This window comes from Pseudomonas cucumis (assembly GCF_030687935.1).
In the GTDB taxonomy this organism is placed as follows: Bacteria; Pseudomonadota; Gammaproteobacteria; order Pseudomonadales; family Pseudomonadaceae; genus Aquipseudomonas; species Aquipseudomonas cucumis.
This window is the reverse complement of sequence record NZ_CP117454.1, coordinates 3,992,235-4,009,979: the sequence shown is the minus strand read 5'-3', so window position 1 is coordinate 4,009,979 and position 17,745 is coordinate 3,992,235. Positions and strand designations below refer to the sequence as shown.

The window sequence follows — 17,745 nt, the reverse complement described above, 5'->3', positions numbered from 1 at the left end:
GTTCAACGCAGATCCTGAATGCCGCTGGAGCAGCAGCCAGCGGCCGCCTCTCTACGACTCAACAGTAAGGAGAACGAACATGGCAATCCGTATTGGCGACGAAGCACCAGACTTTACCGTCGAAAGCACCGAAGGCCCGCTGCATTTCCACGAGTGGATCGGCGACAAGTGGGCGATCCTGTTTTCGCACCCCAAGGACTTCACCCCGGTGTGCACCACGGAGCTCGGCTACATGGCGGGGCTCAAGCCGGAGTTCGATAAGCGCAACACCAAGATCGTGGGGCTCAGCGTCGACCCTGTCAGTAACCATCAGGCCTGGGCCAAAGACATCGAAGAGACCCAGGGGCATGCGGTCAACTATCCGATGATCGGGGACGAGAACCTGGTGGTGGCGAAGCTCTACGACATGATTCATCCGAATGCCAGTGGGGGCGCGCGGACTGCCGTGGACAACGCCACGGTGCGTTCAGTGTTCATCATCGGCCCGGACAAAAAGGTCAAGGCGATGCTGATCTACCCGATGAGTGCCGGGCGCAACTTCGATGAAGTGCTGCGTCTGCTCGATTCTCTGCAGTTGAATGCCAAGCACACGGTTGCGACCCCGGTGAATTGGCGTCCGGGCGAGGACGTGATCATTCCCACTTCGGTCTCCGATGAGGACGCCAGGAAGAAGTATCCGGATGGCTTTAAGACAGTGAAACCTTATCTGCGCACGGTGGCGCAACCGAAGTAACGATCTGTTGGGAGAGCACATTATGGCCGGCCAGGTGAGTCTTGCCTGGTGAGCCTCTTTCAGCCGCAACGCACTCTTTGTAGCAGCTGGCGAAGCCTGCGTTCGGCTGCGAAGCAGTCGTGAATCCGCCTGATGCGGTCTGTCTGACGTACCGCAATCTCTGATTTCACGACTGCTGCGCAGCCGAACGCAGGCTTCGCCAGCTGCTACAGATCGCATTGCGGCTTAACTGGCTGACTACTCGCCCTCAAGCGCGAGTTCGCTCGGGTCGGCCCCACACATCTGTGCCAACACTTGAACCACCAGGGCATGATCCTCACGCTGGGGCAGCCCTGAAACGGTGACGGCGCCAATGCACCCTACGTCCTTGACCGACACCGGGAAGCTGCCCCCATGATCGGCATAATCACGCAGGGGCAACCCCATCAAACTTTCGAGTGAATCGCCCTGAAGCTTAAAGGACAGGCCTACGCGGTATGAGCTGAGTTCCATCAGTTCTACGACATTTCTCTTGCGTCGTGCCCAGTCGGCATTGCTGGCGGAGGTTCCCGGCATCGAGTAGAAAAACACGGTGTCCCGCGCCAGCCTGACCTCAATCGTGGCGGACACGCCTTGCTTCTCGCAGGCGGTTTTCAAACGGGTGCCCAAGTCCCAGGCCGTCGCTTTGTCGAAGCGCTCAAATTTCAGGGTTTCTTCCTGGAGCGCGATGCGTTGCAGGTCGGTTTGGATGTCCATGATTTCTCCCTCATCCCTTTCGGGCGGTCGTACTGTTACGCACGGTTAATGTGAACGGCAGCACCACATGGCGGTCCGGGATGGGCTTTTTTTCAATGAGGGCGATCAGCATTTCAACGGCTTTTTGGCCAAAGATTTCGGCGGGTTGCGCGATGGTCGTCAACGCCGGATCACAGTAGGCCGCGAATGGAATGTCATCGAAGCCGACCAACGAAATATCGTCGGGTACCCGCAAACCTTGTTGTTTGATGCGCTTCAATGCACCGATTGCCATTTCATCGTTTTCGCAAAAGAACGCGGTCGGACGGTCGGGCAGTTCCAGCAGCATTCCCGCACCATCAAAACCGGCCTTCAACGTGAAGTCCCCGTGGCAGATCAATTGTGGGTCCGACTCGATACCGGCCTGATGCAATGCATCTTGATAGCCGGCCACACGGTCGCGTGTGAGCGGGCTGCTTTTCGGGCCTTTGATCAGGCCGATCCGGCGATGACCCAGATCGATCAAATGCTCCGTCATGGCCTTGGCCGCCGCCCGGTTGTCGAGGCTGATCGTCGGATGCCGCCCGCCTTGAATCACCTCGCAGGCATTGACCAAAGGCAGTGACTCGCCATGCGGGAAGGGCGATTCAAACGGGTCGTAGGCGCGCAACTGAATCACGCCGTCGGCTTGGTGGGCGTACACCAGCGCGGCAAATTCCCGTTCGATTTCCTCGCGACCCTGGGTGTCGCACAACAACAGTCGATAACCGGCCGCCTGTGCCGCCTGTTGGGCACCGCTGATCACCCGTGCGAAAAACGTGTTGGCGATGGCCGGGACCAGAATCACCAGGTTGCCGGTTCTGCGCGAACGAAACTGCACGGCCATGAGGTTCGGCCGGTAGCCGGCCTGTTCCACGGCTGCGTTGACCTTGTCTCGGGTTTCGGGGAGTACGCGCTCGGGCGACTTCAGCGTTCTGGACACGGTGGCCACCGAGACGCCGGCCAGCCGGGCTACTTCACGGATATTGGACAAGACGACCTCGTTATCGAACCGGCAGATGTAAACGTGGCCGGCGAGCTTACCGCAGTCCGGCCGTGCGCTGAAATGACCTTCATTCTTAATCCCGGGTTTGACACCTGAAGTAACTGAGCCTAAATTCCCGGCATGATGTAACCGGTTACATCATAGCCAAACCTGAGCACTAATCCGCCCCGAACAAGAGAAAATTCGCGATGAATGTTGCAACGGCAAAAATAAGAATGGGGTTTGTCGGGGGCGGCGAGGGTGCCTTCATCGGCAAAGCCCACCGCCAGGCCGCCGGCCTCGATGGTCGTTTTGAACTGGTGTGCGGTGCGTTCAGCCGAGACGCCCGCAACAATCAGGACACCGGCACCGCGCTGGGATTGTCCGCCTCACGCTGCTACAGCGACTGGCAACTGATGCTCGATAGCGAGCGCGCATTGCCTGCCGACCAGCGCATGGAGCTGTTGGTCATCGTCACGCCCAATCACTTGCACGCGCCGATCGCCAGCCAGGCACTGAGCGCGGGTTTTCATGTGTTCAGCGAAAAGCCCGCGGCACTGAATCTGTCTGAACTACTGGCGCTCAAGGCAGTGGTGAAAAGCAGCGACCGCCTCTATGGACTGGCCCACACGTATCTGGGTTATCCGATGGTCTGGCAGGCGCGCAAGATGGTGCGTACCGGCGTGATCGGCGCGGTGCGCAAGGTCATCGTCGAGTACCCGCAGGGCTGGCTGAGCCGGGATGTGGCCGGGCAGGGCAACAAGCAGGCGAGTTGGCGCGATCAGCCCGAGCAGTCCGGGTTGGGCGGCTGCATTGGCGACATCGGCACCCATGCCTTTTCACTGGCCGAATTCGTCGCGGACCAACCCATCGAACAGGTGTGCGCAATCTTGGGCTCGCACGTTGCCGGGCGGCAACTGGATGACGACGCGGCGATGCTGTTCAAGATGGCCGCCGGGGCCAGCGGGGTGTTAATCGCCAGCCAGGTCTGCGCTGGCGAAGAGAACCCGTTGAAGATCCGCGTCTATGGCGACAAGGGCGGGCTGGAGTGGCGTCAGGAAGAGCCTGCAAGCCTGATCCATCGCTCCCTCGATCAACCGTTGAGCATCCTTCGTTCCGGTGTCGGTCAGCCCTGGTTATGCGAAGCCGCCAGCCAGCGCATGCGTTTGCCTGCCGGGCATCCCGAAGGTTATCTCGAGGCCATGGCCAATCTCTATGGTGATTTTGCCACCGCGATCCGCAGCAACATCGAAGGCAATGATGCTCCTGGCGTACCGGGCATCGATGTCGGGTTGCGTGGCATGGCGTTCATCGAGGCGGTGGTCGCCAATCATCGCGGCGACGCGAAGTGGACCGAACTGGTCTGCAACCCATGAATCCGGAGAACCCTCCCGTGAACCACACCTCCCCAACACCGGCAGGCCTGCGCGGCCCGGGTATTTTCCTCGCGCAGTTCATGTCCGCCGAAGCGCCCTTCGACACGCTCGCCAACATTGCCCGCTGGGCCGCAGCGCAGGGTTACAAAGCCATTCAGTTGCCGACCCTGGGTACGCAGTACATCGACCTGGCGCGCGCCGCCGACAGTCAGGATTACTGTGACGAGTTGAAAGCCGTCTGCGCCCAGGCGGGTGTCGAAATCAGCGAGCTGTCGACGCATCTGCAGGGCCAACTGGTAGCGGTGCATCCGGCGTTCGATACGTTGTTCGATGACTTCGCCCCCGCGCATTTGCGCGGCCAGCCTCAGGCTCGAACCGAGTGGGCCATCGATCAGTTGAAGCTCGCCGCGCGCGCCAGCCAACGCTTGGGGTTGAAGGCGCACGCGACGTTTTCCGGTGCGCTGCTCTGGCCCTATGTCTACCCGTGGCCGCAACGCCCGAGCGGTCTGGTCGAGCAGGGTTTTGCCGAACTGGCCAAGCGCTGGTTGCCGATCCTCGATTGTTTCGAGCAAGCCGGCGTCGATCTCTGCTACGAGATCCATCCCGGCGAAGACCTGCATGACGGCGCCTCGTTCGAGCGTTTTCTTGAGGCCGTCGATCACCATCCGCGCGCCGCGATCCTCTACGACCCGAGTCACCTGCTGCTTCAGCAAATGGACTATCTGGGCTTCATCGATCGCTACCACGAGCGCATCCGCATGTTCCACGTCAAGGACGCCGAGTTTCGGCCCGATGCCCGTTCGGGTGTCTACGGCGGCTATCAAGGTTGGGTCGAGCGGCCTGGCCGCTTCCGTTCTCTGGGCGATGGGCAGATCGATTTCAAATCGATTTTCAGCAAATTGACGCAGTACGACTTTGCCGGCTGGGCGGTTCTGGAATGGGAGTGTTGCCTGAAGGATTCGGAGCAGGGCGCCGCAGAAGGCGCGGCCTTCATCCAGCAGCACATGATCAGCAAAACCCGAAAGGCCTTTGATGATTTCGCCAGCGTGGCGTCCGACGAGCATTTCAATCGACGGCTATTGGGTTTGCCCGACGCCTGAAAAACCTGTTTGCCCCTTTCTCCCCCCAAAAAAAACAATAAAGCGGTGACTGATATGACCACGATGAGTGCGCGATTAAGCGTAATGATGTTCTTGCAGTTCTTTATCTGGGGCGGATGGTTCGTAACCCTCGGCACCTTCCTCTCCAGTAATCTTGGGGCCAGCGGCGGGCAGATCGGCATGGCGTTCTCGACGCAGTCCTGGGGCGCGATCATCGCGCCCTTTGTGATCGGTTTGATTGCCGACCGTTACTTCAATGCCGAGCGCATTCTTGCGGTGTTGCATCTGATCGGCGCGGTGCTGCTGTTGCAACTCTATCGAGCGCCTGACTTCAGTGCGTTTTACCCGTTCGTGCTGGCTTACATGATGATCTACATGCCGACGCTGGCATTGGTGAATTCAGTGGCGTTCCGGCAGATGCGCGACCCGGCCCTGGAGTTCTCGCGGATCAGAGTGTGGGGCACCCTCGGCTGGATCGTGGCGGGTGTGGTGATCAGCTTTGTGTTTGCCTGGGATTCGCAACAAGCGATCTCATCCGGTGGCTTGCGCAACACGTTTCTGATGTCGGCCATCGCCTCTCTCGTACTCGGGATCTACAGCTTCAGCCTGCCGCGCACCGCGCCGCTCAAACCTGAGCCGGGCCGTGTCGGCTTGAAGCAAATGCTGGGGCTGGATGCCTTGGGATTGTTGAAGGATCGCAGCTACCTGGTGTTCTTCATCGCGTCCATTTTGATCTGTATTCCGTTGGCGTTTTATTACCAGAATGCCAACCCGTTTCTGGCAGAAATCGGCGTGACCAATCCAACCGCCAAGATGGCCATCGGGCAAGTCTCGGAAGTGCTGTTCATGTTGCTTCTGCCGCTGTTTATTCAGCGTTTCGGCATCAAGATCGCGCTGTTGGTGGGGATGCTGGCGTGGGCGTTGCGCTACCTGTTGTTCGCCTACGGCAACAACGGCGACCTCGCCTTCATGTTGTTCACCGGCATCGCCTTGCATGGCATCTGCTACGACTTCTTTTTTGTTTCGGGGCAGATCTACACCGATGCCAAAGCGTCGGAGCGTTTCAGAAGCTCCGCGCAAGGGTTGATCACGCTCGCGACGTACGGCTTGGGCATGCTGATTGGCTTTTGGGTGGCCGGGGCGGTCACCGATCACTATGCGTCGGCTGACAGCCACGAATGGAAAAGCATCTGGCTGTTTCCGGCAGGGTTCGCGTTGGCGATATTTTTCTGTTTTTCGCTGGCCTTCAAAGGGCGGCAAAGCGTGGCAGCGCCGTCGAGCATTTGAAGCATGACCCGAGTCTGAAGAACACCATCGGAACCTGTGGTTCACCAATTTGGTGTTCGGCTCAGATCCTTGTGGGAGCGGGCTTGCCCGCGATGGCGGTGTGTCAGGCGACATTGATGTTGAGTCTGCTGACCTCATCGCGGGCAAGCCCGCTCCCACAGGGTTTGTTATTACCGACTGGTATTTCAGGGGGTATGGAATGCACTCAAGGCGCGCCAAACAGCATCGTCCAATAAACACCCTCATCGCTGCGCGAATCGGCGGCATAGGCTGCGCCCACTTGGGTAAACATCGGGTTCATCAGGTTGGCGCAATGTCCGGGGCTGGCCAGCCAGCTGGCCATCGCTTTGTTCGGTGAGCTTTGCCCGGCGGCGATGTTCTCGCCGATCTGCCGGCCTCGATAGCCGGCGGCTTTGGCCCGATCCAATGGCATATCACCGTCAGGATCGCGGTGGGCGAAGTAATTGCCGTAGGCCATTGCCTTGCTATGGCCTTGCGCAGCGGCGCCCAAGGCGGCATTCCAGGTCAACGGCCGTGTGGCGGCAAAGCGTTGGCGCCCGCACAGGCGTGGCCTGGCCCGTGCCGCATTGACCGCGGCCAGCAACGCCTTGCCCGCTTCTCGCGAATCACCGACACGTCCGTCGAGCACCGGTTGCGCCAGTACTATCTGCCATTCGCTGCGGGCGCGGGTGACGCCGATGTCGGCGAACTGGGTATCGAGCAGCGCCCCGCAGTAGTCGCTCTCAAGCATGTCAAACGCCTCATCGGCATCCTGCGCGCCGACCAGGCGAATGGTGCGCACCGTCACCGCTTGATAGCCTTTAGCTTTCAAGGCGTTGCGCAAACCGCCGCCATAGCCGACCGGCAACGCCAGGTTCGATTTCAGCGACAACGGCCGCAACGGCTTGACCGCACGCCCTGCGCAGCGATCGGGATCGGCGCGGTAGTCGTTGATGACTTCCACCAGTTGCCGCTCCCCACTGGCATGGGCGGGGCTGGCGAGCAGCGGAAGCAAAGGCATCAGGCACAGCGAGATAAAGCGACAGCGGCGGACGGTTGGGCGCATGAACGAACAACTCTGATGGGATGACGACGGTAAAGTGGGGTAGGGGCGAGCAATGACCGTAGGAGCGCTTCGTTGGGTGAGCTTCTTTTACGGCACGGCTAAGACTGCGGGTCTGAAGACTGGTTCACGAGGGGAAGAGACAAATTTGGCGGCGCCGTCGTGGGGCTGATTCAGGCTTACACGGGTCAGTCCGCCGGGGACATCGGACTCTCTGGCTGGTACCGTACTGACATCCTTCAGGGGGTACAGGGACATGACAAAAACCAGGGGTGACACAGATTGGGTAAAGCGCTCGGCCCAGCCGTTGAAGATGGAGCGTATCGAAGCCTTTTTTGGCGGCCATGGGTTTACCCCACATCGCCACGATACGTACGCCATCGGACGAACGCTGTCGGGTGTACAAAGCTTCCAGTACCGCAACACCAAGCGTCACAGCCTGCCCGGGAAAACCATTGTTTTGCATCCGGACGAGGTGCATGACGGTGAAGCCGGCACCGAGGCGGGTTTTCATTATCGGATGATCTACATCGAGCCCGCTTTGATTCAGCAAGTATTAGGCGGCAAACCCTTGCCCTTCATCGACGGCGGGTTATCCAGCGACCCACGACTTTGTGCCGCAACCCAGGTGCTGCTGCAGAACCTCGATTCCTGCATCGAACCCCTGGAAGAAGACGATGCCATTTACGATCTCGCGCAGGCGCTGGATGTGCTCTCGGGTCAACGCGGGCGGCGCAAGTCGTTTGACTTTGCAGCGGCCGAACGCGCGCGTGCGCTGATTCATGAGTCGCTGGATCGAGTCATTACCCTGGATGAGTTAGCGCAGGCCAGTGGTCGAGACCGCTGGAGCCTGAGCCGTGATTTTCGTGCGCTGTACGGTACGAGCCCCTATCGATACATGACTCAACGACGTCTCGATCTGGCAAGAGCACTGATGTTCGGGGGCCATTCGATGGCGGAGGCGGCCGTCTCCGCAGGCTTTTTCGATCAAAGCCACATGACGCGTCAGTTCGTCCAGACCTACGGCGTCTCACCCGGCCGGTGGATGAAGCGGCTGGGCCTTGTTTGAGGATGTTCTTGGGTTACTTGCACAATCATGCAATACGCAGCGTTGAGGCGTTTCTAAAGTCAGTGCTCGATATCCTGGCTAATGAGGGCAACCCAAATGAATTCCCAACCCGGCGTGACAACCTGCACCGCGATTAACTTTGCCGAAAAACTGGCTTTGTTCAACGAGCAATGGGCGCCCAAGGTTATTGCCGAAATGAACGACTACCAGTTCAAGGTGGTGAAAATCGAAGGCGACTTTGTCTGGCATTCCCATGCCGACACCGATGAAACTTTTATCGTCCTCGAAGGCGAGCTTCGCATTGATCTTCGAGAGGGGGCCGTCGTGGTCAGGCAGGGAGAAATGTACGTCGTCCCCAAGGGCGTCGAACACAAGCCTTATGCTGAGCGAGAGGTGAAGATGCTACTGATCGAGCCGCGTGGCGTGCTGAATACCGGCGATCAAGAGGGAGAAAGAACCGCAATCAATGACGTCTGGATTTAGACGTTTTGGCAGTTTCTTCATCTCTGGGTGAGCAGGGCGCCTGAGAGCCTGGCGCCAGTTCAGCCGCATCTATCGCTACATTTGCCAGCAAGCATTCAGGAACGCTCTGAATCAACCAATTAGCGGCGTTTTCGTTGAAAAGGCTCGATGACATGTGGCGAAATGCCTCTCGTCGGAAGATAAAGCGGCTATTCCGCGCTTTTCAGCTATTCTTGCGGCATCTGGACGGTGGCCATGACGTACTGGCACACGATGCGCAAGGAAGGGAAGACAAAATGGATGAGGTGCATTGCGTGCAAGTTATCGCTGTAACTGGCGGTAAAGGTGGCGTGGGCAAGACAACGGTGGCGGTTAACCTTTCGTTGGCGCTGGCAAAAATGGGGCGGCGCGTCGTATTGCTGGACGCCGATCTGGGCCTGGCGAATATCGATATTCTTTTGGGACTGACCCCGCGTTACACACTGGCCGATGTCATCGAAGGGCGTTGCGAGCTGTCCGAGGCGCTGATGCCAGGGCCTGGAGGCATTCGTGTTGCCCCGGCCTCTTCCGGATTGCAAAGCATGACTCATCTGGAGCCTGCGCAATACCGTGCGCTGATCCAGTCCTTTAGCGATATTGGCGACAAGCTTGATGTACTGGTGATCGATACGGCCGCCGGTATCGGTGGCTCGGTGGTCAATTTCATCCGCGCGGCCCAGGAAGTGATGGTGGTAGTGTGCGATGAACCCACTTCAATCAGCGGCGCCTACGGGCTGATCAAATTGCTTAGCCTGAATTACGGTTTGCACCGGTTTCGGGTGCTGGTCAACATGACGGGCAGCCCGTCGGAAGGCCGTAATCTGTTTGCCAAGCTGGAAAAGATTACCGACATGTTCCTGGATGTCTCGCTGCAATACGTCGGCGCGATACCCAGCGATGAATGTGCGCACAAAGCCGTGCAGAAGGGACGTGCAGTGCTTGAAGCCTTTCCCCGTTCCAAATGCGCTCAAGCTTTCCAGGCCCTGGCTCACAACGTCGATACCTGGCCATTGCCGACTCATCCGAGAGGGCATGTGGAGTTTTTTGTTGAGCAACTTGTGCAGAATTCTGGCAGGTGAGGCGCAAAGCCTGCCTTAAGAAAATCTTGAGTCGGTGAGAAACCTGTGGCGGGAGTAAGCTCCCTCGCCACAAAAACGTTTACACAGACTCAAATCACAACTTGTAGCCGATCTGCCGCAACAAGTTCTTGCGCCACAGAATATCTTCATCACCTTCAATGTCTTTGGCACAGAAGCCATCCACCACGCCCAGAATTCCTCGCCCCTGTTCCGTCTCGGCAACAATCACTTCGGTGGGATTGGCCGTTGCACAAAAAATACGGCACACCTCTGGAACCATTTTGACGGCGTTCAACACGTTCAGCGGGTAGAAACCGTCGCCCAGGAAAATGATGAAGCTATGGCCCGCGGCAATGGCTTGCGCATTTTTCTGCGCAAGTTCGATCATGGCGGTATCGGTGCCGGACCATCGCACCAGGCATTTGCCGGAGGCTTCACAAAAGGCCACGCCAAACTGAATACCTGGCACGGCGTTGACCAACGCTTCGTGAATGTCCTCGACAGACTTGATGAAGTGCGTCTGACCCAAAATGAAGTTCGTCGTTTCCGGCTTATCGATTTTCAACGTGATGAGTTGCATTTCAAACGCCTCCTTTCACGATGCTGCGAACCAGAGTCTGGCCTTTTATCAAGCCGGGACGGTGTCTTGCCCTGCTGGCGGTGGCTCTGTGTAGACGCGAACGTCCCCCAGTCTCCTTATCGTCGACTTGGGCAAGGTCGGCGCATCAAGAAGAATCGAATCAATGCGCTTGCGGATGTCAAAAACGATCGGGCCCAGGATCGCTTCGTCCTTGCCGCTGGCGATTTCGTCCTGAATCTCACGCGAGATCGCCCCGAGTTTCTCGGCGGTGTCCTTGTGCCCGGCAGCCCGGGTGTCAAAGTTCAGGAAGGTCTGAACCGAACTCAACACCAAGGTCAGGAGTGACAGGACACCGGCCAGGTATTGGAGCCAAACGGGCGATGAGTCACTGATCGAGCCAAAGACGCTGGCGCTGACGATCGCCGACAGCACCACGCAGGGGATACCCAGTTTCCAGCTGAATTTCTCGAAATCCCGGGCACTGATTTCGTGTTCAATCTGCAACCGAACAATCATGCGATTCCATTTGGTCAATAGCTCGAGCCGGCTCATGCTTGCAGTCCTTGGCAGGGGTATTGAGGTGAATATTAGCTACTATTTGACCGCCTGTTCGGGTTCAGAGACAGGACGGGGTTGAATCGCCATACCTTCTTCCTCTCGGAGCTGGCGGCTCATATCGTCGCAGCTTTGCGACCAGGTTGTCAGCCACGGCGACATCTCGGGTGACCGTTCAGCCAATCCCAGCTCCCGGACAAACTCGGCAGGTGGGACCGTGCCTTTGGCCGCGCGGAACAGCCCTCGCATGATAACGACGCCAATCACCCGTCCTTTGCTCACGAAGCGGTGTTCCATAAAGCTCCACTTATCGTCCCAGCCGAGTATTCGGGTATGAATCTCAAACAATTCGAACAGCTTCAGCTCTCGACGAAACTTGCCCCAGGTATCCCCAACGATCGGCACCGCTCTATGGCGCAGGGCAACTCGATAGGCGCCGCTGCGCAGGACGAAGTCCATGCGGCCTATGTCGGCCATAGTGAAATAGCGGCCATTGGTGACGTGCCGGTTGAGGTCAAGATCGAGCGGCCAGACGCGCATGCGGATGACGGTAGTGGCCAGTCCATCAACCGGCTTGCGCCATGGGCGACGAAACAGCATGAGGAACAGTCGAAACCAGAGGTTCATAAATAGGCCGAGGGCTGAGTAGAGCGGTGCACTTTAGGGCGGGGAATGCGAGCGAGATAGGTGCGCAAATGACTTTTTTCATGTGAAAAGCGCAATTGGATCATTCATGCGCTGGGGCAGTCATCTCAGCGGTTGCCCGCCAATCAGATATTCCGCTCAGGAATGCCCCCATAAAAATCATGCATTTTCTTTATGGCATTGGATCTCGTAGCGTGTTTGCTCACCATATGGAGATGACCCCGTGAATGATTCCCGCCTGCGCCTGTATGTTGATGCTCAATTCACCAGCCCTTATGCCATGTCGGCTTTCGTGGTTCTTCGCGAAAAGGGCATCGAATTCGAACTGAGCCCGCTGGACCTCGACGCCTTCGAAAACCAGTCAGAAGACTATGCCAGCCTCTCGCTGACCCAGCGCGTACCGACGCTGGTGCATGGCGATTTTGCCTTGTCTGAATCGTCGGCGATCACTGAATACCTGGAAGACGTTCTCCCTCAGACGCCGGTTTACCCGCAAGAGCTGACGCAGCGCGCGAAGGCAAGACAAGTCCAGGCGTGGTTGCGCAGTGATTTACTGCCCATTCGGCAGGAGCGATCCACACTGGTGGTGTTTTATGGCCTCAAATCAGCGCCCTTGTCGCCCGCTGCCGAGTCGGCCGCGCGCAAGCTGATCGGTGCCGCACAAGCGCTGCTGGCTGACGGCCGCGAGTACCTGTTCGGGCAATGGTCGATCGCCGATGTGGACCTGGCCTTGATGCTCAACCGGTTGATACTCAACGGTGACGCCGTGCCATCCGCGCTGGTGGAATACGCGCAGCGTCAATGGCAGCGGCCGACGGTGCAGGAGTGGGTCAAACTGCAGCGTCCTGCGCTTTAGTGGCGTGGAATCAGGTCAACTGCGCTCAATAAATTGCTTGATGACCTGATTGACGATCTCGGGATGCGTAATCGGCCCCATATGACCGAGCCCCTCGAGTTCTACCACTTCAACGTTCGGCAGTGTGGCGGTCAGCAGCCGCGCCACTGCCCGTGACGATGCCGGCGAGTCCTTGCCCACCATGAAAAGCACTGGCAGGTTGAGCGAACGGAACGCCTGCAATGGCGTCGGTTCGTTCAACAGCGCGTGAGCCCAGCCCTGCACATTGGCCACCGCGGCGGCGATGGAGGGCTTGCGTTGTTCCGGGGTTTGCTCCCAGGCCCCGGCACCCATCCAGTAGTCAATGAAGTGCTGGGCTGCGGCGTCGAGGTTACCCGCCTCAAGTGCCAGCCCGGCATGTGCGACGACTTCACGGATGGCATCCGCTTCATTGGGTGGAGGTGATTCGGCGTCGAGCAGGGCAAACAAGGTTGGCTCATACAAAACCATGGCGCGCACCCGGCCGGGGTTCTGCAACGCTGCGATCAACGCCACCGCCCCACCGTAAGAGTGACCGACCAGAATGAGCGGTTCGCCGGCGCGGGCGAGCACCGGCTCGGCGAAGCGCGCTTCTTCACTGAGGGTGACGATTCGATCGGTGGGCCATGCCGGGCTCTTGCCGGCGCCAAACGAATCGAGCGCCAGAACCCGAAACTTTGCGGCCAGATGATCTTGCAGTCCACGCCACTGCACCGAGTGACTCGCATTGGCATGAAAGCAGACAACGCCCGGGCCTACGCCTGAGTCCCGGAAAAAGGGTTCCACGGGTTTCATTCTGGCCCTCCTGCGCAACGACGTTAAAGGAACAAAGAGAGTTATAGATTAACGTCAAGGCTTCGGTGTAGCAGCCAGTCATGATGAAATAGCCGCCCGTTTTTGCTGTCAGCAACACCTGATTTGGAGCACCACATGAAAAACGCCGCCGTACTGACCTTCGCCTTGATGCTCAATACCGGGTTATTCAGCATGCAAGCAGAAGCGACGGGGGATGCCGAAGCCGGTCAGAAACTATTTACCCGTATCTGCGGCGGCTGTCATCAAGTCGGGACTTCGGCACGGGGCTCTTTTGGTCCGCAGCTCAATGCCATCTTCGGGCGTCCTGCGGGAAGCACGACGGACTACCAGTACTCATCTGCGATGAAATCATCAGGCGTCATCTGGACTCGTGAAACACTCACCGCCTATATCGAAGCGCCAAAAGAAGTAGTCCCCGGAACCCGCATGATTTTCTGGGGCCTGAGCGATCCGCAGAAGATCGAAAATCTGTTGGCCTACCTTCAAACCTTTCAGCCGCAATAATCTGTACCTCATCAAAATGTTTGCCGCGTAAAGGCTGTACAGGTGATATCAATAAGCTATCTCGTCCGTTAGAGTAGGCGCCGCCCGAGAGATGGATCCCGGGCATTTCTAAATGGAGTGACTCAGTGAATTACCTCAGCAAAGTTGTTGCCGTAGCCCTATTCGGTCTGGTTCTGGCGGGTTGCACCGGCGCCCCGATGAAGACTCAGCAGTACGACAGCAGCCAGTACACCGTTGTCGGCCACAGTGAAGCGACCGCCACTGGCCTCCTGCTGTTTGGCCTCATCCCGATCCAGCAGAACAACCGCTTCATCCGCGCTCAGAATGCCGCGATCAAGGCCAAGGGCGGCGACGCGATGATCAATACCCAGGTGCAGGAAAACTGGTTCTGGGCTTGGGTTTTGACCGGTTACACCACCACAATCTCCGGTGATGTGGTCAAGCTGAAAACCGTTCAGTAAGCGACAGGCTTCGCCTGTGTGGTGAGCGAGCAAGCTCGCTCACCACAGGTTTTTCACTCATTGATCGAACCTACCCCCATGCTTTACCGAGCTCCTCCAGACCCGAGTCTTGCAGGTTCTGCGCACTCATGACCACTCGGAATTTGCAGCTGGCCTGGAAGTTGAGAAAGAAGGGTTCCGCATATCCGGGAATTTCGGAAGGGTCCTCTATATCGATCAGAAAAATCCCACTTCGCATTCCATCCTGCTCAGTGAAATAAGTCGCCTCTGGCTTAATGGTTTCCAGAATGCGGTTCATGATTTCGCCGATTTTCCCGGACCTGACAAGCGCGTTGAAAGGCTCATGGGGAAACTCGACCATCAGTAGCATTTTCATTATTCGATACTCTGTTGAAGTGGCGTACTCCTTACCCGGATCCTTACTCCTGACGATGATGCCGCAAGCCGTGCATTCAGCCGTGCCAGCGGTGGTGTGTGGTTAAGAATAGCGAAGGGTTGGAGGGGGCCAGGGCAGGGTTACGGACGGTCGTTCTTGATGATTCAGCGACGAGGCCTGGCAGCGTCAGGGCGTGTATGCCGCAACGTTACGGTTACCCAGGCAGGTTTGCCTCCTCCGAAGAGGCTTCAAGGATGCCCGGCGCCGGAGAAGTGATCGTGTGGAATTTCGAGGACCCCATCACCAGTGAAAAACATGATCCGTTCCGTCATGCCATTCAGGAAATCCACGACCGCATCAAAATGTTCATCACTGTGAAGACCCGCGCTGACCATCTTTGATGATCCCGTCGGGCACTAAAAACGCATGAAAAAACCCGGCTGATGAGGCCGGGTTTTTTGGTTGAGTGTTGCGGTAAAGCCACTCATTCATGCCGCACGATTCTGAATCAGACGATCCGAACCACCTTCAGCAACGCGGTTCTCGATCAAACGATCCGAACCACCTTCAGCGACGCGGTTCTCGATCAAACGATCCGAACCACCTTCGGCGACGCGGTTCTCGATCAGACGATCCGAACCACCTTCGGCGACGCGGTTCTCGATCAAACGATCCGAACCACCTTCAGCGACGCGGTTTTCGATCAGACGATCCGAACCACCTTCAGCGACGCGGTTTTCGATCAGACGATCCGAACCACCTTCAGCGACGCGGTTTTCGATCAGACGATCCGAACCACCTTCGGCGACGCGGTTCTCGATCAGACGATCCGAACCACCTTCAGCCAAACGGCTTTCAATCAAACGATCCGAGCCGCCTTCGGCGACGACCGGGTGAGCAGAGGAAGCGGCGAAAGCGTTAACTGCAAAAACCGAAAAAGCGATGCTGAGGAGGATTTGGCGTTTCATGGTGGTGTGCTCCGGGGTGTTATTGGTTGGGTATGGAGCGGATGTTACGCCGAGGATTTTTTATGAGAACTTCATTGGCGTGATGGTGACTATCGATGCCAGCAATGGTTGAAACGTAGTGGGCAAATGCCGCCTCCATGTCCTCAGGTTTACACGAACAGGTCGTAGGACAGTTTGCCGATCAGGATCACCAGCAACACCAGAAACAGAGTTCGGACAAAGGGCACGCCTTTATGAACCGCCAGCCAGGTGCCGGTCAGCGCACCCAGGATGTTGAATGCCGCCATGGGGATTGCGATCAGGTAGAGCACGTTACCCGTCGGAATGAAGAACATCAGCGCCGCTATGTTGGTGGCGATGTTCACCAGCTTGGCCGACGCCGAGGCATGAAGAAAATCGAAGGCGAAGCAACGGATAAACAGGAAGATCAGGAAGCTGCCAGTGCCGGGACCGAACAGTCCGTCGTAGAAGCCGATGGCACCGCCGATGACGATCGCCAGCAGTTTTTCCTTGGTGCCGATGTGCATGGGTTTGTGCAGGGCGCCGAAGTCCTTTTTCCAGAAGGTGTAGATCGCCATCAGCACGATCAACACCAGCACCGCTGGCCGGATCATCGACTGGGGTACGAATGACACCGTGGCCGCTCCGCAGAAGGCCATGACAAAGGCCGAACAGGCGGCGGGGATCACCAGACCCCAGTTGATCACCACCTTGCGCACGAAGGACCGGGCCGCGAATGCGGTGCCGCAGGCTGCCGCGACCTTATTGGTACCCAGTAGCGCCGCCGGTTGTGCCGTGGGCAGCACGTTGAATAGCGCGGGTATCTGGATCAGTCCACCGCCGCCCACTGCCGCATCGATCAGGCCGGCGGCGAAGGCGAACACGCAAAGGATAACAATATCGACCATGAAATCAGGCTCTGACGATGAAGGGTGGGTGAGCGTCCGGCGGCTTCTACGTGTTTCGTCGCATCGGCTTGCCTGCGTCCTTGAGCAGGAAGGTTAACGGAAGCGCTTTTTTTGTGTTGCAATGCCACGTTGTGAAAAGTGCAACGAGGTGGCACATGGCATTGGATATGTTGGGGGAGCTCGAAGCCTTCGCAACGGTGGCTCGCAAGCGTAGCTTCGTCGCGGCGGCACGGACCCTGGGGCGCTCTCCCAGTGCTCTGACCCGCGCCGTTCAGGCCCTGGAGGAAAGTGTCGGGGTCATGTTGTTCAATCGCTCCTCCAATGCCGTGAGCTTGACCGAGGCGGGTGAGCGCTTGTTGCCCCATGCCTACAAAATGCTGGATCTGCAACGTGAGGCGGATGAAGACCTGGCCGGCATCAGCGGCCAGGCCTACGGCTGGGTCCGCTTTTCCGCCCCCGAGTTCCTTGGCCACGGGGTATTGCCCCGGCTGATCGCGCAGTACGCCGAGCGTTATCCAGACGTGAGCGTCGATGTGATTTTCACCGATGAGATCATCGACCCGGCCAAGAGCAAGCTGGACTTCTCGATTCGCGGCGCGTTTGCGCAATCCAGTGAGCTGATCGGCTTTCCGCTCTGGAACTACTCACGTTATTTGTATGCCAGCCCCGGGTATCTGGAGCGGCGCGGGATGCCCGACTCCATCGAGGCGCTGGAGGCGCACTCGCTGATCCTGCATACGGCGCCGCGGATTCTCAAGGAGTGGAATTTTCGCAGCGAGGAACAGGCCATCAGCTTTCGGGTTCATCCAAAATTTCGTTTCAGCTCCGGTTTGGCGGTATTCCAGGCGGCCCTGGCGGGCGTCGGGATCGCCCGTCTGGCAGACTGGATGGCGGAGCCTGAAGTGGAAGCGGGGCGGTTGCTGCGAGTCTGTCCCGAGTACAAACTCACCTCCAGCGGCGGTGAGAGCCCGCAGATGCACGCGGTGTACCCGGCCGGGAATCTGCCGCTGCGGGTGAAGTCATTGCTGGCGGTGATCCGTGGCTTTGGTGACAGCCTTGGTGAAAAGCATGCGGTGATGCTTTAGGGGCTGGACTGCAAGGGACCTCGAACT

21 protein-coding genes and 1 pseudogene are annotated in these 17,745 nt (G+C 58.1%); 12 read left to right on the top strand and 10 right to left on the bottom strand.

Annotation, left to right across the window (positions count from 1 at the left end; translation table 11 throughout):
- The first annotated feature begins 79 nt into the window (after positions 1–79).
- Positions 80–733 (top strand): peroxiredoxin, encoded by a 654-nt coding sequence (locus PSH97_RS18195; RefSeq protein ID WP_305446126.1) that lies wholly within the window; start codon positions 80–82, stop codon positions 731–733.
- A 237-nt stretch (positions 734–970) separates the two neighbouring features.
- On the opposite strand, the gene PSH97_RS18190 is transcribed toward PSH97_RS18195, so the two are convergent.
- The gene (locus PSH97_RS18190; protein ID WP_305446125.1) at positions 971–1,468 is read right to left on the bottom strand and encodes a heme-degrading domain-containing protein; all 498 of its coding nucleotides are present in this window, start codon (positions 1,466–1,468) and stop codon (positions 971–973) included.
- A 10-nt stretch (positions 1,469–1,478) separates the two neighbouring features.
- Positions 1,479–2,480, bottom strand: coding sequence for a LacI family DNA-binding transcriptional regulator (locus PSH97_RS18185; protein WP_305446124.1), 1,002 nt, complete (start codon positions 2,478–2,480; stop codon positions 1,479–1,481).
- 200 nt (positions 2,481–2,680) lie between these two features.
- On the opposite strand from PSH97_RS18185, the gene PSH97_RS18180 reads away from it, so the two are divergent.
- Genes PSH97_RS18180 through PSH97_RS18170 form a run of 3 tightly spaced genes read left to right on the top strand, consistent with a single transcriptional unit; the run spans position 2,681 to position 6,234 of the window.
- Positions 2,681–3,847, top strand: a complete 1,167-nt coding sequence (locus PSH97_RS18180; RefSeq protein WP_407682158.1) for a Gfo/Idh/MocA family protein — start codon at positions 2,681–2,683, stop codon at positions 3,845–3,847.
- Positions 3,844–4,947, top strand: coding sequence for a sugar phosphate isomerase/epimerase family protein (locus PSH97_RS18175; RefSeq protein WP_305446123.1), 1,104 nt, complete (start codon positions 3,844–3,846; stop codon positions 4,945–4,947). Before PSH97_RS18180 ends, PSH97_RS18175 begins: the two co-directional genes overlap by 4 nt.
- A 54-nt stretch (positions 4,948–5,001) precedes the next feature.
- On the top strand, positions 5,002–6,234 hold the full coding sequence (locus tag PSH97_RS18170) for a nucleoside permease (protein WP_305446122.1): 1,233 nt from the start codon (positions 5,002–5,004) through the stop codon (positions 6,232–6,234).
- Positions 6,235–6,439: 205 nt separating this feature from the next.
- On the opposite strand, the gene PSH97_RS18165 is transcribed toward PSH97_RS18170, so the two are convergent.
- Positions 6,440–7,300, bottom strand: a complete 861-nt coding sequence (locus PSH97_RS18165) for a CAP domain-containing protein (RefSeq protein WP_305446121.1) — start codon at positions 7,298–7,300, stop codon at positions 6,440–6,442.
- 253 nt (positions 7,301–7,553) lie between these two features.
- Between PSH97_RS18165 and PSH97_RS18160 the strand changes: the two genes are divergently transcribed.
- From PSH97_RS18160 to PSH97_RS18150, 3 genes are all read left to right on the top strand, one after another.
- A complete protein-coding gene (locus PSH97_RS18160; RefSeq protein ID WP_305446120.1) occupies positions 7,554–8,366 on the top strand; it encodes an AraC family transcriptional regulator in 813 nt (270 codons plus the stop codon).
- Between the two features lie 96 nt (positions 8,367–8,462).
- Positions 8,463–8,849, top strand: a complete 387-nt coding sequence (locus tag PSH97_RS18155; protein WP_305446119.1) for a cupin domain-containing protein — start codon at positions 8,463–8,465, stop codon at positions 8,847–8,849.
- A gap of 275 nt (positions 8,850–9,124) precedes the next feature.
- A complete protein-coding gene (locus PSH97_RS18150; RefSeq protein WP_305446118.1) occupies positions 9,125–9,946 on the top strand; it encodes a MinD/ParA family protein in 822 nt (273 codons plus the stop codon).
- 94 nt (positions 9,947–10,040) lie between these two features.
- Here the strand turns inward: PSH97_RS18150 and PSH97_RS18145 are convergent, their stop codons facing one another.
- The 3 genes from PSH97_RS18145 to PSH97_RS18135 are packed head-to-tail and all read right to left on the bottom strand — an operon-like array spanning position 10,041 to position 11,708.
- Positions 10,041–10,526: an adenosine-specific kinase gene (locus PSH97_RS18145; protein ID WP_305446117.1), complete on the bottom strand. Its 486-nt coding sequence runs from the start codon at positions 10,524–10,526 to the stop codon at positions 10,041–10,043.
- A 48-nt stretch (positions 10,527–10,574) separates the two neighbouring features.
- Positions 10,575–11,078 (bottom strand): SLATT domain-containing protein, encoded by a 504-nt coding sequence (locus tag PSH97_RS18140; protein WP_305446116.1) that lies wholly within the window; start codon positions 11,076–11,078, stop codon positions 10,575–10,577.
- 42 nt (positions 11,079–11,120) lie between these two features.
- Complete coding sequence (locus PSH97_RS18135; protein ID WP_305446115.1) at positions 11,121–11,708, bottom strand: acyl-CoA thioesterase; 588 nt, start codon at positions 11,706–11,708, stop codon at positions 11,121–11,123.
- Between the two features lie 241 nt (positions 11,709–11,949).
- On the opposite strand from PSH97_RS18135, the gene yfcF reads away from it, so the two are divergent.
- Positions 11,950–12,582: a glutathione transferase gene (gene yfcF, locus PSH97_RS18130; protein ID WP_305446114.1), complete on the top strand. Its 633-nt coding sequence runs from the start codon at positions 11,950–11,952 to the stop codon at positions 12,580–12,582.
- A 15-nt stretch (positions 12,583–12,597) separates the two neighbouring features.
- Here yfcF and PSH97_RS18125 read toward each other — a convergent pair whose 3' ends face one another.
- Entirely contained in the window at positions 12,598–13,395 is a 798-nt protein-coding gene (locus PSH97_RS18125; RefSeq protein ID WP_305446113.1) for an alpha/beta fold hydrolase, read from the bottom strand.
- Positions 13,396–13,530: 135 nt separating this feature from the next.
- On the opposite strand from PSH97_RS18125, the gene PSH97_RS18120 reads away from it, so the two are divergent.
- The gene (locus tag PSH97_RS18120; protein WP_305446112.1) at positions 13,531–13,920 is read left to right on the top strand and encodes a c-type cytochrome; all 390 of its coding nucleotides are present in this window, start codon (positions 13,531–13,533) and stop codon (positions 13,918–13,920) included.
- 125 nt (positions 13,921–14,045) lie between these two features.
- Positions 14,046–14,381, top strand: a complete 336-nt coding sequence (locus tag PSH97_RS18115) for a hypothetical protein (protein ID WP_095053216.1) — start codon at positions 14,046–14,048, stop codon at positions 14,379–14,381.
- A gap of 70 nt (positions 14,382–14,451) precedes the next feature.
- Here PSH97_RS18115 and PSH97_RS18110 read toward each other — a convergent pair whose 3' ends face one another.
- Positions 14,452–14,757, bottom strand: a complete 306-nt coding sequence (locus tag PSH97_RS18110; RefSeq protein WP_305446111.1) for a panthothenate synthetase — start codon at positions 14,755–14,757, stop codon at positions 14,452–14,454.
- 233 nt (positions 14,758–14,990) lie between these two features.
- Between PSH97_RS18110 and PSH97_RS18105 the strand changes: the two are divergent.
- Positions 14,991–15,158 (top strand): annotated as a pseudogene (locus tag PSH97_RS18105) (arsenate reductase ArsC); the annotation flags it as partial.
- Between the two features lie 87 nt (positions 15,159–15,245).
- On the opposite strand, the gene PSH97_RS18100 reads toward PSH97_RS18105, so the two are convergent.
- Both PSH97_RS18100 and PSH97_RS18095 read right to left on the bottom strand, forming a co-directional pair.
- Positions 15,246–15,725, bottom strand: coding sequence for a phage infection protein (locus tag PSH97_RS18100; RefSeq protein WP_305446110.1), 480 nt, complete (start codon positions 15,723–15,725; stop codon positions 15,246–15,248).
- Between the two features lie 149 nt (positions 15,726–15,874).
- Positions 15,875–16,633, bottom strand: a complete 759-nt coding sequence (locus PSH97_RS18095) for a sulfite exporter TauE/SafE family protein (RefSeq protein WP_305446109.1) — start codon at positions 16,631–16,633, stop codon at positions 15,875–15,877.
- Between the two features lie 155 nt (positions 16,634–16,788).
- Between PSH97_RS18095 and PSH97_RS18090 the strand changes: the two genes are divergently transcribed.
- On the top strand, positions 16,789–17,718 hold the full coding sequence (locus PSH97_RS18090; protein WP_305446108.1) for a LysR family transcriptional regulator: 930 nt from the start codon (positions 16,789–16,791) through the stop codon (positions 17,716–17,718).
- The last annotated feature ends 27 nt before the right edge of the window (positions 17,719–17,745 follow it).